This window comes from Mucilaginibacter sp. BGA-UO-ETr-C110, from assembly GCF_059567985.1.
The window spans coordinates 696320-710261 of the sequence record NZ_JCAQPB010000002.1; the positions used below are offsets into that span (position 1 = coordinate 696320).

Annotated in this window: 14 protein-coding genes; 4 read left to right on the forward strand and 10 right to left on the reverse strand. The window is 42.5% G+C overall.

Features of this window, described 5'->3' with window-relative positions:
• Nucleotides 1–4 precede the first annotated feature (4 nt).
• Together priA and AC57BQ_RS04400 are read left to right on the forward strand one after the other, a co-directional pair.
• Nucleotides 5–2494, forward strand: a complete 2490-nt coding sequence (gene priA, locus AC57BQ_RS04395; RefSeq protein ID WP_496405106.1) for a replication restart helicase PriA — start codon at nucleotides 5–7, stop codon at nucleotides 2492–2494.
• 284 nt (nucleotides 2495–2778) lie between these two features.
• Entirely contained in the window at nucleotides 2779–3438 is a 660-nt protein-coding gene (locus AC57BQ_RS04400) for a protein-L-isoaspartate(D-aspartate) O-methyltransferase (protein ID WP_496405107.1), read from the forward strand.
• A gap of 175 nt (nucleotides 3439–3613) precedes the next feature.
• On the opposite strand, the gene smpB is transcribed toward AC57BQ_RS04400, so the two are convergent.
• The 3 genes from smpB to AC57BQ_RS04415 all read right to left on the reverse strand — a co-directional run bounded on the left by smpB (nucleotide 3614) and on the right by AC57BQ_RS04415 (nucleotide 6716).
• Entirely contained in the window at nucleotides 3614–4069 is a 456-nt protein-coding gene (gene smpB, locus AC57BQ_RS04405) for an SsrA-binding protein SmpB (protein ID WP_090465488.1), read from the reverse strand.
• Nucleotides 4070–4182: 113 nt separating this feature from the next.
• Nucleotides 4183–6066 carry an Nramp family divalent metal transporter gene (locus AC57BQ_RS04410; RefSeq protein WP_496405108.1) on the reverse strand — a complete coding sequence of 628 codons (1884 nt, stop codon included), beginning with the start codon at nucleotides 6064–6066 and terminating at the stop codon, nucleotides 4183–4185.
• Entirely contained in the window at nucleotides 6063–6716 is a 654-nt protein-coding gene (locus AC57BQ_RS04415) for a metal-dependent transcriptional regulator (protein WP_496405109.1), read from the reverse strand. The genes AC57BQ_RS04410 and AC57BQ_RS04415 overlap by 4 nt, the downstream gene beginning before the upstream one ends.
• A gap of 141 nt (nucleotides 6717–6857) precedes the next feature.
• Here AC57BQ_RS04415 and AC57BQ_RS04420 point away from each other — a divergent pair, with 141 nt between their 5' ends.
• Nucleotides 6858–7328, forward strand: coding sequence for an Lrp/AsnC family transcriptional regulator (locus AC57BQ_RS04420; protein WP_090465496.1), 471 nt, complete (start codon nucleotides 6858–6860; stop codon nucleotides 7326–7328).
• A gap of 109 nt (nucleotides 7329–7437) precedes the next feature.
• On the opposite strand, the gene ung is transcribed toward AC57BQ_RS04420, so the two are convergent.
• Nucleotides 7438–8115 (reverse strand): uracil-DNA glycosylase, encoded by a 678-nt coding sequence (gene ung / locus AC57BQ_RS04425; protein WP_496405110.1) that lies wholly within the window; start codon nucleotides 8113–8115, stop codon nucleotides 7438–7440.
• Between the two features lie 72 nt (nucleotides 8116–8187).
• Here ung and AC57BQ_RS04430 point away from each other — a divergent pair, with 72 nt between their 5' ends.
• Nucleotides 8188–8739, forward strand: a complete 552-nt coding sequence (locus AC57BQ_RS04430) for a DUF2892 domain-containing protein (protein WP_496405111.1) — start codon at nucleotides 8188–8190, stop codon at nucleotides 8737–8739.
• Between the two features lie 57 nt (nucleotides 8740–8796).
• Here AC57BQ_RS04430 and AC57BQ_RS04435 read toward each other — a convergent pair whose 3' ends face one another.
• From AC57BQ_RS04435 to map, 6 genes are all read right to left on the reverse strand, one after another.
• Nucleotides 8797–9012 (reverse strand): hypothetical protein, encoded by a 216-nt coding sequence (locus AC57BQ_RS04435; protein WP_496405112.1) that lies wholly within the window; start codon nucleotides 9010–9012, stop codon nucleotides 8797–8799.
• Between the two features lie 300 nt (nucleotides 9013–9312).
• On the reverse strand, nucleotides 9313–10209 hold the full coding sequence (locus tag AC57BQ_RS04440) for a helix-turn-helix domain-containing protein (protein WP_496405113.1): 897 nt from the start codon (nucleotides 10207–10209) through the stop codon (nucleotides 9313–9315).
• 59 nt (nucleotides 10210–10268) lie between these two features.
• A complete protein-coding gene (locus tag AC57BQ_RS04445) occupies nucleotides 10269–11090 on the reverse strand; it encodes an SDR family NAD(P)-dependent oxidoreductase (RefSeq protein WP_496405114.1) in 822 nt (273 codons plus the stop codon).
• Nucleotides 11091–11295: 205 nt separating this feature from the next.
• The gene (locus AC57BQ_RS04450; RefSeq protein ID WP_496405115.1) at nucleotides 11296–11820 is read right to left on the reverse strand and encodes a hypothetical protein; all 525 of its coding nucleotides are present in this window, start codon (nucleotides 11818–11820) and stop codon (nucleotides 11296–11298) included.
• 3 nt (nucleotides 11821–11823) lie between these two features.
• Nucleotides 11824–12732 carry a hypothetical protein gene (locus tag AC57BQ_RS04455; RefSeq protein WP_496405116.1) on the reverse strand — a complete coding sequence of 303 codons (909 nt, stop codon included), beginning with the start codon at nucleotides 12730–12732 and terminating at the stop codon, nucleotides 11824–11826.
• Between the two features lie 255 nt (nucleotides 12733–12987).
• Nucleotides 12988–13752: a type I methionyl aminopeptidase gene (map, locus tag AC57BQ_RS04460; RefSeq protein ID WP_496405117.1), complete on the reverse strand. Its 765-nt coding sequence runs from the start codon at nucleotides 13750–13752 to the stop codon at nucleotides 12988–12990.
• Between the last annotated feature and the right edge of the window lie 190 nt (nucleotides 13753–13942).

Below are 13942 nucleotides of genomic sequence, written 5' to 3' on the forward strand. Positions count from 1 at the left end.
TTCCATGTTAGAATTTGCTGAAATTGACCATACCGATCGTAAAACGCTTTTTGCCGAAGTGATTTTACCACTGGCAATTTCAAAAAACTATACCTACCGGGTTCCGTATGAGCAAAATGATGCCATAGCCATAGGTAAAAGGGTAGTAGTGCAGTTTGGTAAAAGCAAGCTCTATACGGCCATTGTTAAAGAGATAAGCACGCTTGCACCTGAAAAATACGAGGCGAAATATATTATTGAGATCCTGGACGATCAACCGGTAGTAACCCCTCATCAACTTCATTTTTGGCAGTGGCTGGCCGACTATTATATGTGCAATATTGGCGAGGTAATGAATGCCGCGCTACCTGCTGCGCTAAAACTGGCCAGCGAAACCCGTATTGTACTCAATAAAGAGTATGATATTGACCGATCAACCCTGCACGATAAAGAGTTTCTGATCGTAGAGGCCCTGGATATTCAACCGGAGCTTACCGTAAGTGATATTGCCAAATTATTGGGTCAAAAAACGGTAATGCCTATCCTGAAACTGATGTTCGAGAAAAACATCATTCATATATCCGAAGAAGTAAGCGAACGTTACAAACCCCGTAAGCGAACTTTTATTACGCTGAACCCGGTTTATAATCACCCCGATAATTTGCGTGAGCTTTTTCCGATACTGGAGAAACGCGCCCCCAAACAAGCCGACGCACTGCTAGCCTATATTAAATTGGCAAGGCATCAAAAAGCCATCACCAAGAATGAGTTGATTGAAGAAAGCGGTGCAGGTGAATCGAGCATTAAATCCCTCATAGAAAAAGAGATCCTGATAGCCGAGGAAAAAAATGTAAGTCGTCTGCATTTTGAAGAAGAGGAAGAGCTGAACAGTAACTTTGAATTAAGTGAACAGCAAACCGAAGTGCTGCAAAGTGTGCGTACGCAATTCAAGGAGAAAGATGTAGTACTGTTGCACGGGGTTACTTCATCGGGCAAAACACAGGTATACATCAGGCTGATAGAAGAAATGATGCGTAACGAGCGGCAGGTACTTTATCTGTTGCCCGAAATTGCGCTCACCACCCATATTATTGAACGGCTGCGCCTGTATTTTGGCGCCGACATTGGTGTTTACCATTCTCGCTTTAACGATAATGAAAGGGTAGAAGTTTGGCAAAAGGTGCTCAATAATGATTATAAAGTGATCCTGGGAGCTCGGTCGTCGGTATTTTTGCCTTTTAATGATCTCGGCCTTATTGTGGTTGACGAAGAGCACGAAACCTCCTACAAACAGTTTGATCCGGCTCCGCGATATAACGCCCGTGATGCAGCCATTTTTCTGGCTAATACGCATAAGGGAAAGGTGCTGTTGGGCTCTGCTACGCCATCATTCGAAAGTTATTTTAATGCCCGTACCCATAAGTATGGTTTTGCCGAGCTCACCGAACGTTATGGTGGTGTACAACTGCCCGATGTGCAGGTGGTGAGTATCAGCCATGAAACCAAGCAAAAAACCATCCAATCACATTTTACCAGTGTGTTGATGGAAGGGATCAACCAGGCCTTGATCAATAAGGAGCAGGTGATCCTGTTTCAGAACCGGCGTGGTTATGCGCCGGTGCTCATGTGTAAAATATGTGCTTATACGCCAAAATGTATTAATTGCGATGTGAGCCTTACCTATCATAAAAGCAGTGGCAAATTGCATTGCCATTACTGCGGTTATAAAGAGGATTCGCCATCTGTTTGTCCGGCTTGTGGCTCAACGCATCTGGAATACAAAGGTTTTGGTACCGAGAAGATAGAAGATGAACTAAGTCTGTTGCTGCCCGAGGCGCGGATTGCCAGGATGGATTTGGATACCACCCGTGCCCGCAACTCGCTGCAAACCATATTGAACAACCTGGAAGAAAAAAAGATAGATATACTGGTAGGTACCCAAATGGTAGCCAAAGGGCTTGATTTTGCCGATGTAACCCTCATAGGGATCATTAATGCCGATAGCATGCTTAAATTTCCGGATTACCGGGCAAACGAGCGCAGTTTCCAGATGCTGGCCCAAGTAAGTGGTCGGGCCGGGCGGAGAGGCAAGCAGGGTAAAGTGGTGATACAAACTTACGATCCCAATCACCGGGTTATCAAGCAGGTGATCGCCAATGATTACAACGATCTGTATTTTACAGAAATGGAGGAGCGTAAAAGCTTTAAATATCCACCGTTTTATCGCATCATCAATCTGGATATTAAACACAAAGATCCCGACGTATTGTACAATCAGGCCAATTATCTGGGTAATGAGCTTCGCAGGCATTTTGGCGAGCGGGTAATAGGTCCCGAGTCACCATTGATCAGCCGTATTCGTAATTATTATATCAAATCAATCATGCTCAAATTTGAGCGGGATGGTATTTCCATTGTTAAAGCCAAGGCCATATTACGGGATGTGATCACCCAGTTTCAAACTACCAAGCTAAGCAAGGGTAGCATTATTCAGCCCGATGTTGATCCGTACTAAGGAGGATACTCTACAACACGTCATTGCGAGGAGGAACGACGTGGCAATCCCCGATTAGCAGAGCCGCTCTGTACAGTTAGGGATTATTAATTATTATTAATTTTCTTTAAAAGTATTAATGAGCTCCCTTCGGTCGGTTGGCCACGCTATCGCTCGCAATGACGCGTTTTTTTATACGATGTTAATCGTTTAAACTTTTTATTGGTTAAGGCATAATGAATTATCCATCCATACGTTATCCACATCCCTTAAATGCTGAAATTCCTGCTAACTTTGCCGTATAAATGGCTTATAAGTATATTGATAATTACCGCGAAAAAGGCGCCCGGAAACGATTAGTTGACATCCTGAGAAAAAAAGGTATCCAGGATGAAGAGGTGTTGCTGGCCATAAGCAAAGTACCGCGTCACTACTTTTTTGATGAAACTTTCTGGAACCAGGCCTACAGCGATATTGCTTTTCCAATAGGCGAGGGGCAAACCATATCGCAACCCTATACAGTTGCCTACCAAACAGAATTGCTGCACATCCGCAAAGGAGATAAAGTACTGGAGATCGGCACAGGCTCGGGTTATCAAACCTGTATATTAATGGAGCTCGGCGCAAAAGTTTATACCATTGAACGCCAGGAAAAACTGTATGAACGTACCCGGTTTATCCTGCCCGAAAAAATGGGGTACAAACCCCACTTCTTTTGTGGGGATGGTTCCATTGGCAAAGCCGAACACGCGCCCTACGATAAAATCATTGTAACCGCCGGTGCGCCTACTGTACCTGATGTACTGCTGAAACAACTAAAAATAGGTGGCATACTTGTAATCCCGGTAGGCGACGAAGAAACCCAAAAAATGGTAACCGTACTCAAAGTTGCCGAGCATGATTACGAAAAGATTGTGCTGGACACTTTCAGGTTTGTACCATTGGTAGGAGATAAGGCTTGGTAGGAAGATGTGCAGATGTGCGAGTTTCAGATGTGCAGATGAAATCACGTATTAACGTGCAAAGATGATTTTGATATAAAATATGAAGCCCGGCTTTTACTAAGCCGGGCTTCATTCATTTCAATTAAAAAAATCATCTGCACATCTGAAACTCGCACATCTACACATTCCCGAAGAGTTACCTTTTCATCGCCCGGTCCATTTCAACTTTGGTGTCGCGCTCTTTTAGGGTTTCGCGTTTGTCAAATGTCTTTTTACCCTGTGCCAAACCGATCTCCAGTTTGGCAAAACCTCGCTCGCTAATGAACAAGGCCAGTGGCACAATGGTCAAGCCTTTTTCTTCGCCGCGGGTCAGGAGTTTTTTGAGCTCTTTTTTGGTGAGTAACAACACACGGTCGCGTTTGGCCTCGTGATTGTAAAACGATCCGTATGAATATTCTGATATATGCAGGTTGCGTACAAACAATTGGTTATTGATAAAGGTGCAAAAAGCATCATTGATGTTGGCCTTGCCCTCCCGTATCGACTTTATTTCGGTGCCTAATAATTGAATACCGGCTACATATTTATCCAGTATGTGGTATTCAAAATAAGCCTTCTTGTTTTTTATATATATTTTATCCTGAGTAGTCATGTTTTCCTTTCGGTGAGGTACAAATTTACGTAAAATTTTAACCTCTTGATTTTAAGAGGACCGCAAATATCCGCCAATGTACCTAAATAACCAAATGAGTATGTTTGGGACTATTACCTACTCGGCTTTACCACCAATACAGGCACATTAACCATATGCCTTACGGAGTTTACAGTTGTGCCAAAAATAAGGTCCTTGAGCGCTTTGTGACCATGTGAGCCCATCACTATAAAATCAACGCCTTCTTCATTCACGATCTTAGCGATGGCACTTGCCGGATTACCATAGCCAATTTGCGCCTGTGCTTTGAATCCCAGGTTTTCCAACGCGGTAACGTACTGATTGAGATTGTCTGCATCACTTTGGGTTTCACTATCCATAACCTGTTTGCCATAGTAGCGTGCACCGGCAGTTTCCACTACGTGGATGAGGGTATAATTGGCCCGTTTACCACCCTGCATAATGGCATGCCGTAAGCAGTCGTTATCATTTTTTGAAAAATCGATGGTAATGGCTATGTGTTTGTAGATAATGGCATCAAGCTCGGTAATGGCGCTGGCAATGCCATGGGGCGCGTAAACTGGTTGATCTTTGTGCTTGTATAGCATCGGCCTGAAGAATACATATATCAGCAGTGCCACTACGCCAATTACGATGGGAAAAACCAGGGCATAGATCCAGATAGCTGAGGATGGGTATTCTTTTATCCAGTCAAATAATTGTTCGTATACCAGTTTGGCGTTTAAAGCAACAATAATGACGGCACAGATCCAGGCCAATACTTTTACTTTAAGGCTGATGGCAAATTTACCCATCCGTTTCTTGTCGGATGTAAAGTGGATAAGCGGGATAACCGCAAAACCTAATTGCAGACTCAGTACCACCTGGCTTAATATGATCAGGCTGCCCAAGCCCGCCTCGCCAAAATAAATAATGGTGAATACGGCCGGTACAATAGCCAGCACGCGGGTGAGCAAGCGGCGTAACCAGGGTTCAATACGCAGATTAATGTGGCCTTCCATAATAATTTGCCCGGCGAGGGTGCCCGTAATAGTTGAACTTTGTCCCGAAGCGATCAAGGCAATGGCAAAAAGCACAGGGGCAACCCTGCCGAAAATATGTTCCAGTAATTTATAGGCGTCTTGTATCTCGGCAACCTTAAAATAACCGTTCTTGTAAAACGCGGTGGCTGCCAGTATCAAGATAGCCGCGTTCACCAAAAAGGCCAGGTTAAGCGCGATAACGGTATCAAACAAATTAAATTTAATAGCCGATTTAATGCCCGCGTCTGTACGGGTGATCTGCCGGGTTTGCACCAGCGAGGAGTGCAGGTACAGGTTATGCGGCATCACTGTAGCGCCAATAATACCAATAGCAATGTATAACGATTCGCCGCTTAAATTACCCGGGGCAAAGCCTTTGGCAATTTCCACTACGCTGGGGTTCACAATAAACATTTCTATTAAAAAAGATAACCCTACAATAAATATCATCGATATGATAAAGCCTTCCAGCTTACGCATACCCTTGTTCATAAGATAAAGCATGAGAATGGTATCGGTAATGGTAAGCGATACACCCCATATCAGGGGAAGGTTAAACAGTAGTTTTAAACCGATGGCCATACCGATGATCTCGGCCAGATCACAGGCTATAATGGCTATTTGGGCCAGTATGTACAACCAAAAATTCACAAAGCGGGGATAGGCGTTTTTAGATGCCTGTGCCAGATCGAGCCCGCGAACGATGCCCAGACGCGCGCTGAGCGATTGTAAAAGGAGCGCTATCAGGTTCGAGGCGAACAATACCCATATCAGTTTATAGCCAAACGCGCTGCCGCCGGCAATGTCGGTTGCCCAGTTGCCCGGGTCCATATAACCCACACTAACCAGATAGGCAGGCCCCAGGAAGGCCATTATTTTGCGCCATCCTGTTTTGTTTTCGGTGGTAACCGAACTGTGTACGTCTCCTAATGATTGATTGTGGTTATCGGTCATAAAGCTATCAGTAAGTTATTGGCCGCTTCGCGGCTGATGTGTATTTCTTTTTTATTTTCAATTTGTAAGATCATGGAATGGTCAAACTCAACAATTTCCACGATGGATATTTTTTTTCCGAGCGTAAGCTGCTGTCTTTCGAGATATTGTAAAAAAGATGAACTATGATCGCGCACGCCGGATATGGTTCCGCTATCGTTTACGCTTAGTGCGGATATGGGCTTTAGTTCTGAGGCGTTAAACTGGCCATTACAGTCGGGGATAGGTTCGCCATGCGGGTCATGCTGGGGATAGTCCATAAACTCATCAAGCCGGTCAATCAGTTCGGCCGATGATATATGCTCCATCTCTTCGGCCATATCATGTACCTGGTCCCATTTAAACTTGAGCTTCTCCACTAAAAAATACTCCCAGAGCCGGTGTTTGCGGATAATATTTACGGCTATCTTTTCGCCCGATGGGGTGAGGCTTACGCCCTGATACCGGGTATAGTTGATCAGGGCCTTATCAGACAGCTTTTTCAGCATATCAGTTACCGACGAAGCCTTGGTGTTTAATGACGCGGCAATTTGATTAGTGCTCACATTTTCGGCATCAATAGACAGGTGATAGATTGATTTTAAATAGTTTTCCTCGGCTAACGTATTCATTTATACAAATCTAATAAAAAATTTAGACTTATCTAAATTATGAAAATCGTGGGAAATATATTTTTGTTGAATTACTTTTAAGAGAAATATAATTTTGTGAACAGAGGAAAACTGTATATTTGCGTACATTATTGTAACCTAATGGCTGCGGAATTAGATAAAATCGATCTTCAAATACTTAAGATATTACAGGAAAACGGAAGAATAACCAACCTTCAACTTTCAAACGAGATAGGGCTTTCACCGGCACCAACCTTAGAACGCGTACGTAAGCTGGAAAATGCCGAGTACATCAAGAGCTATCATGCCCTGGTTGATGAAGAAAAACTGGGCCTGGGTATCAAAACCTTTATACAGATATCGCTTGATTTTCATCAGAAAAATACCATTCAAACATTTCTGGATGAGATCAAACACATTAAAGAGGTAACCGAGTGTCACCACGTAACCGGCCAGTGCGATTTTTTACTAAAAGTTTATGTGCGCGATATTAAATCATATGAACAACTGATCATGGAAAAGATAAGCCGCATCACGGTAGTTAAAACTTTCCAAACCATGATGATCATGTCAACCAGCAAAAAGGAACCGATTGTTCCGTTGGAATATTAGTTAGAAGAGAAGCAAGAAGTTAGAGTCAAGAATCAAGATAAAAGTGTCAAGGTTCTTGACTTTTGTTTTTTAGCTCTTGATTCTTGACTCTAACTTCTTGGCTCTTTCCTTAGCGTATCTGCCAGTCTATCTGTTTCTTTCCTTCTTTTTCTAAAATGGCGTTGGTTTTTGAAAATGGTTTGCTGCCGAAAAAACCACGGTCGGCAGAGAAAGGTGAGGGGTGGGGCGATTTCAGGATAAAATGTTTTTTCTCGTCTATTAATGCCGCTTTTGATTGCGCAAATGCTCCCCAGAGTATAAATACAATGCCTTCTTTTTTGTCGGATATGGTTTTGATCACCTCGTCGGTAAACTCTTCCCAACCCTGTTTTTGATGCGAACCGGGGCTACTGGCTCTCACCGTTAAAGTAGCATTTAATAATAAAACACCCTGTTTGGCCCATTCTTCGAGATTGCCGTGGGCGGGTATTTTAAAACCGGGAATATCTGTTTGCAGTTCTTTATAAATATTGATGAGCGAACGGGGAGTGGCAATGCCTTTTTGTACCGAGAAGGAGAGTCCGTGAGCCTGGTACGCGCCATGGTAAGGGTCCTGGCCCAATATTACCACTTTTACATCGTCAAAAGGAGTGGTGTTAAACGCGTTAAAAATTTCACTGTTTTTGGGGTAAACTAACTGGCCTGCCGCCTTTTCTTTCTGTAAAAAATCCTTTAGTTTTATCATGTAGTCTTTCCCAAATTCGGCCTTCAAAACTTCCATCCAGGAGGGGTCTAATGCATTTGCCATAAATATTGATATAATGTTGATTAAGCGTACAAATTAACGGATATTTGTACTCAATATATAGTATCATAAATTATGTCAAATATTGTTAGGCTAATTATAGCCTGTGTATTGTTCGGTGCGGCGGTTGCGCTTTGTGCCTTTGGATTTTGGGGCTGGGGAATTTTAGTTTTGTTTTTAGGCGGTATTGTGCTGTTGAGCTTCTTCTTTAACGAGAACATGCTCATATCGCAATTTTACCTGCGTAAAGAAAATTCAGAAAAAGCCGAAGCTTGGTTAATGAAGATCACTGATTACGAAAAACAGCTGCATAAAAATCAGCATGGTTATTATAACTTACTCATAGGTTTGGTTGAATCGCGCAAGGCGCCGATGAAGTCGGAAAAATACTTTAAAAAAGCGCTTCAGCTGGGCATGAAAATGTCGCACAATACGGCTTTGGCTAAATTGAGCCTGGCAGGTATCTCTATGGCCAAACGTAATAAACGCGAGGCGCAGATGTACCTTTCAGAAGCTGCAAAAGATGATAAGAATAAATTATTGGCCGAGCAGATCAAGATGATGAAGGGACAAATGGCTCAGATGGATAAGCAACAGGTAGTAAGGGGCGGATATCGCCAATTCTGATCGGGAAAGAAAATAAAAATGAATAAAATAAAAAAGGGACGCGAAAGCATCCCTTTTTTATTTCTCGTCAATAGCGCTAAAATACTCAGCTGTAGCCGAGTGGTTCTGGTAGGGCGATACTACACGGTCGCTATATGAATAATCGCTTTCTTCACTGGGATTGGCCACTTCGACCATCTTTAATAAACTCCTGATGAACGATAAGTTGAAGTTACTTCTGTTCAGTTTGATCAGGTATTCGTTCTCGGTGATCTCCAAAATTGAATTGGTCATGACTTTTTTTGATAGTTGTTTATTGCAAGTATAATCAACATAATTAAACACAAAGTACCGTTTGCTTTAAGCTTTTATTAATAAATTGTTATTAAATTACTGATACAGAGTTGGGTATCAAAATAGCCCCGATAGGAGCCCTGTTAAGGTGTTAACTGGGGTAAAAATAGCATAAAAAGAAATACAAACCGGAGAGTTTTCGTTTTTATTTTTTATATATGGACACTTATCAGCATCTCCTGTGGCTTATATCTTGATATCTTAACCGTAGTTGGTGTTATTACCGTACCGCACTTTTTATTAATGCTGGTTACGATAAGCCACAGGGCTGAGACCTGTTTCTTTTCTGAAAAGCCTGGAAAAATAAGGAGGATTTTCAAATCCAAGCTGATACGCGATCTGCGCCACCGTAAGGTCGGCACCAATCAATAGGTTTTTTGCTTCTGTGATCAGGTAGCTGTGGATATGGTCGATTGCTGACCTTCCTGTTTCCTGCCTTAACAGATCACTAAGATAATGGGGCGACATTTTGAGTTGTGCTGCAATGGCCGTAACGGTCGGCAAACCATCCGTCTGCAATGCACCACCCTCAAAATACTGCCGGATGGCTTTGTTAAATTGGGAAATTACCTTACCTGTCAGTTCGTTCCTGTTCAGGAACTGACGTTTATAAAACCGCTGAGAATATTTGAGGATAGCTTCAATATGTCCCAAAATAATCTCCTTACTGTACTCATCCTGATTGTTATTATATTCTGTCTCGATCTTCCGGAATAGTTCCCACATAATTTCTTCCTCGCGGGGTGAAATGTGAAGGGCCTCATTGGTTTCGTAATCAAAAAAACTATATTTTTTGATGGTCTGATGCAACGATTCCCCATTCAGGAAATCACGGTGAAACATAATCGTAAACCCACTACCTTCCAGTTTAATGTTTTTAAGTTCAACAATCTGACTTGGTTTAATATAGATCATGGAACCTCCATTGTGATCGTATTTGGTACGGCCGTAATAAAGACTGCCGGATATGACTTTCTTAAACGCGATGGTATAAAAGTCGGTTGTATATTCATTGTTAGGGATACCGCAGGTAGTTGGGCATGTATCTACACATGTAATCAGGCTAAGTAAGGGGCTTTCCGACATCGGCCACCCTCTGGCTTTATGCAGTTCGCTTAAGCTTTTAAAATGCTTCATTTGAATAAAGATACAGCATCCGGCTGATAGGATACTGTATCGTTTTTTAATTTAACTGATTAATGACCATGTGCTGCTGCGGAAACTTCTTTCCATGATTCCCAAACTGCCAGCCGGTCTGCATAAACCTGTTGTACTCTGGGTAAGGCGACTTTTCCTAAAAATAAACGCAATGGCGGCTGATCGCTATCCACCAATTTTAAAATAGCCGGTACTGTTGCTTCGGGGTAGCCAACCATTTCCGGGGTAAAATAGCCATTGAATGTTTCCTTAAGGCCGTTATATATGGCAAGAGATTGAGTTTTAACGGCCGAATCGCCACTCCAGTCTGTGCCAAAGGCATTGGGTTCAACAAGGCTTACCTTGATACCGAATCCTTTTACCTCTGCAGCAAGACTCTCGCTTAATCCTTCAACTGCCCATTTAGAGGCGATGTAAATACTTATAATAGGTGCAGCAGTGTGACCTGCCAAACTTGAAACTTGTACGATATGCCCATAACCTTGCTCCCGCATAATTGGGATAATCGCCTGCGTCATCCATAGCAAGCCGAATACATTGGTTTCGAACTGATCCCTGGCTTCCTGTTCAGTCGCCTCTTCAATGGCACCAAACAAACCATAACCTGCGTTGTTGATCAGCACATCTATACCTCCAAAATGTTCATGAGCTTGTTTAACGGCTGCAAAGCATTGTTCCCGGTCGTTTACATTCAATTTGACGGGCAACACCGCTTCCCCATAAATGCTTACAAGGTCTTTTAACGAGTTAAGGTTTCGTGCGGTGGCGATTACCTTATCACCACGTTTTAAAAATGCTTCCGTCCATATTTTACCCAATCCCCGGGATGCGCCTGTTATTAAGATTACTTTAGATTTCATATGCATTATTTTATGCCACAAAATTACCGGTGGCAGGTATCGGTGAGTTATACATATCGCTGAATATCGGATACATATTTTTCCAGTATGGGATTCTGGGGCTTTATATCATATCAATGGAGATTGATCCAGTAAACAGCCGCCCTGCTTCAACCGAGTGTCTGCGGTATCATTATATTGATGAGTATACGATTTCTTGCTTGTTTTATTTAAAAAGCAAGGCCGGCAAACCTACACCTATAGCTACCCCGTAAGCCAGGTCGGCCCAAAAAAAGCGCAATATGTTAAATACGTATATAAGTCCGATAATAGGAAAGGAGATAAGGGCAAGGATGTTTTTCTCTTTAATTTTCTCTTTGGCTTGTTTATATAAATTTCTGGCATCCTGGTTAGATGGAATAGCGTGCATGCCGATGGATACACCCAGCCACATCAAAAAATAGGATAGGGGATGGCTTATATTAAAAAAGTTGATCGGTATATAAGCCGGTAGGCAAATGAGCAGGCACAGTAAAGTATTTACAAAAAACGGGCCCATACTTATTAAAAAGGTGGTGTAAAAGTTGGTGGTGTTTTCATGTATCACATAACCCACCGGGTTAGCAAATTGAAAATAACATACCTTAAAAACCGCTACCTTACGCAGCTTGCAGAAAAATAAATGTGCAAATTCATGTACAATAACACCTGGAAAGGTGAAGATCGAGATCAGGATGCCGGGAATAAACATATTTTACTGATTAGATGAGGTGTAACCATTTGGGAATTTTTTATGAAACTGATCTCTGGTGATGATCTGCCGCGAATCAAGCCGGTACTGGATCAGGCTGTAATATTCCTTTGCTTCGGCGCTGGTATCACCAAGTGTTTTTGCTTTATTGATATACTTAAGTGACAGTTGCCTGAGCGAATCCACATTGTTTTGCGCATATAAACAGGCATAAGCAGATGACACTCCGGCCCATGATTGCGCCTGCGTAGTATCTAACAGTAAAAAACGTTGAGAAGCGGCCAAAAACTGGCTATAGTTCTTACTATCAAAGTCCGATCCTATTTCAGCCTGCAGGATATATTCTTTCACATGAAAATCAGGCGAAAGGTCTTTACATTTTTCGAATTGCGCCAAGGCTGCTGTCGACTTGTCTTTCGACATTAGATCAACGGCCTTAAAGTAGGCTGTCATTTCGGCTAGGTCGCTGATTTCTGGTACCTGCGCGGATGCCTCGCCCATAAAATTTGCCGCTCCGGAAAAACTTTTTTGACCGAAAGCCTCATTGGCGTGTTTAATATTGCGATAAGCTGAATAAAACCGCCAGTTCCAGAAAATGGAAAATACAACCAGTACTAAAACTCCGGCAAAAAACAGCTTTACCCAAGAAGGAAAAATACTTTTATCAAGATTGATTTTGCAATTATCACAGATGGGATAAACGGATAGTTTATTGAGTGTTACATCGCCAAAATCCTGTTGGCAAAAAGCACATACCGATCCGGAAGGCGTGGCTTCGGGGCCCTCAACCGGTTGTTCCTTTTCGTCGTTAATGTTTTCGGAGCAGGATATGGTATACTGTTTACGGGCTTGAACCCGATCCTTTTGGGAATGGTTACCGGCATCTGCGCCGGCGCATTTTAATGGTGACATGTGATATAAGTGATAAGGCCGTTTGTATTACGCTTGTTGCATTTGTTATACAAGGGTAAATATAATTTAAAAAACTAATCCATGAATACCGTAAAAGGAAATTTTTATGAGATAAAATGGTATTATCCTTTGATAAACCTATGTTTTAGAATGCGTTCCGTGACACTATCGGTATAGGTTAGCCCCATCGTTATTAGCGTCAAGGGCTTGGCTGTCCTCCTTGTGAAAGTGGTTTACATTACCGTTGGGCGATAATTAATCCCAAATGCCGTTCTGCGCTGTAAATATCACCGGCACACCGCCAGTTACCATAATAGTATGCTCATGCTGCGCAACAAAACCACCTTTATTACCGCGCAGCGTCCAGCCATCAGCTTGTGTATCTGCAATTGTTGACCGTGTTGAAATGAATGTCTCTATCGCTACCACCGAATTCTTTTTGAAACGCGTAGTGTTATATCTGTCACCGTAGTTAGCTATCTCGTGGGGTTCTTCGTGCAAACTGCGGCCAACACCGTGTCCGGTCAGGTTTTTTATAACCGTGTAGCCGGCTTTTTTGGCTTCAGTCTCGATCAACCTGCCTATCTCTGATATTCTGACACCACCTTTAATGTTGCTGATCGCCTTCCTCAATATGTTTTTTGAGGCTTCTACCAGTCTGCCATGGCCGTGAATATCTTCGCCCAATACAAACGAGCCGCCATTGTCGGCCCAATAGCCATTTAATTCTGCCGACACATCAATATTTACCAGATCGCCTTCTTTTAGGATTTTATCCACTGACGGTATGCCATGCGCAGCTTCCTCATTAATACTGATACAGGTATGCCCGGGAAAACTGTAGGTTAGCATAGGTGCAGAACGGGCACCCATCTGTGCCAGCAATTCGCCGCCATACTCGTCAAGTTCCTTTGTTGAAATGCCTGGTTTGGCAAACTCACGCATCTTTTTAAGCGTGATGGCAACAGCATTACTTGCCTGCTGCATTCCAATTCTTTCGTCTTCGGTAGTTATGGACATTGTTAAGCTTTTATCTGTTACAAAAATAACAATTAATACATTTCACACCGTTTACCAAACGTCAGTTTATGAAAACAAGGCCATGGCAATTATTCAGCTTTTCCTGCTGTTGTGACTAAATTGGAATAGTTTTTAAAGAGCCTTACCACATATAAAGAAATCTGTTCTCCTGTAATTAGTCAGAATAAAG

Excerpts from the sequence above, each read along its gene's own strand:
- priA (WP_496405106.1), top strand. The coding sequence starts at position 5 with ATGTTAGAATTTGCTGAAATTGACCATACCGATCGTAAAACGCTTTTT.
- AC57BQ_RS04400 (WP_496405107.1), top strand. The coding sequence starts at position 2,779 with ATGGCTTATAAGTATATTGATAATTACCGCGAAAAAGGCGCCCGGAAA.
- smpB (WP_090465488.1), bottom strand. The coding sequence starts at position 4,069 with ATGACTACTCAGGATAAAATATATATAAAAAACAAGAAGGCTTATTTT.
- AC57BQ_RS04410 (WP_496405108.1), bottom strand. The coding sequence starts at position 6,066 with ATGACCGATAACCACAATCAATCATTAGGAGACGTACACAGTTCGGTT.
- AC57BQ_RS04415 (WP_496405109.1), bottom strand. The coding sequence starts at position 6,716 with ATGAATACGTTAGCCGAGGAAAACTATTTAAAATCAATCTATCACCTG.
- AC57BQ_RS04420 (WP_090465496.1), top strand. The coding sequence starts at position 6,858 with ATGGCTGCGGAATTAGATAAAATCGATCTTCAAATACTTAAGATATTA.
- ung (WP_496405110.1), bottom strand. The coding sequence starts at position 8,115 with ATGGCAAATGCATTAGACCCCTCCTGGATGGAAGTTTTGAAGGCCGAA.
- AC57BQ_RS04430 (WP_496405111.1), top strand. The coding sequence starts at position 8,188 with ATGTCAAATATTGTTAGGCTAATTATAGCCTGTGTATTGTTCGGTGCG.
- AC57BQ_RS04435 (WP_496405112.1), bottom strand. The coding sequence starts at position 9,012 with ATGACCAATTCAATTTTGGAGATCACCGAGAACGAATACCTGATCAAA.
- AC57BQ_RS04440 (WP_496405113.1), bottom strand. The coding sequence starts at position 10,209 with ATGAAGCATTTTAAAAGCTTAAGCGAACTGCATAAAGCCAGAGGGTGG.
- AC57BQ_RS04445 (WP_496405114.1), bottom strand. The coding sequence starts at position 11,090 with ATGAAATCTAAAGTAATCTTAATAACAGGCGCATCCCGGGGATTGGGT.
- AC57BQ_RS04450 (WP_496405115.1), bottom strand. The coding sequence starts at position 11,820 with ATGTTTATTCCCGGCATCCTGATCTCGATCTTCACCTTTCCAGGTGTT.
- AC57BQ_RS04455 (WP_496405116.1), bottom strand. The coding sequence starts at position 12,732 with ATGTCACCATTAAAATGCGCCGGCGCAGATGCCGGTAACCATTCCCAA.
- map (WP_496405117.1), bottom strand. The coding sequence starts at position 13,752 with ATGTCCATAACTACCGAAGACGAAAGAATTGGAATGCAGCAGGCAAGT.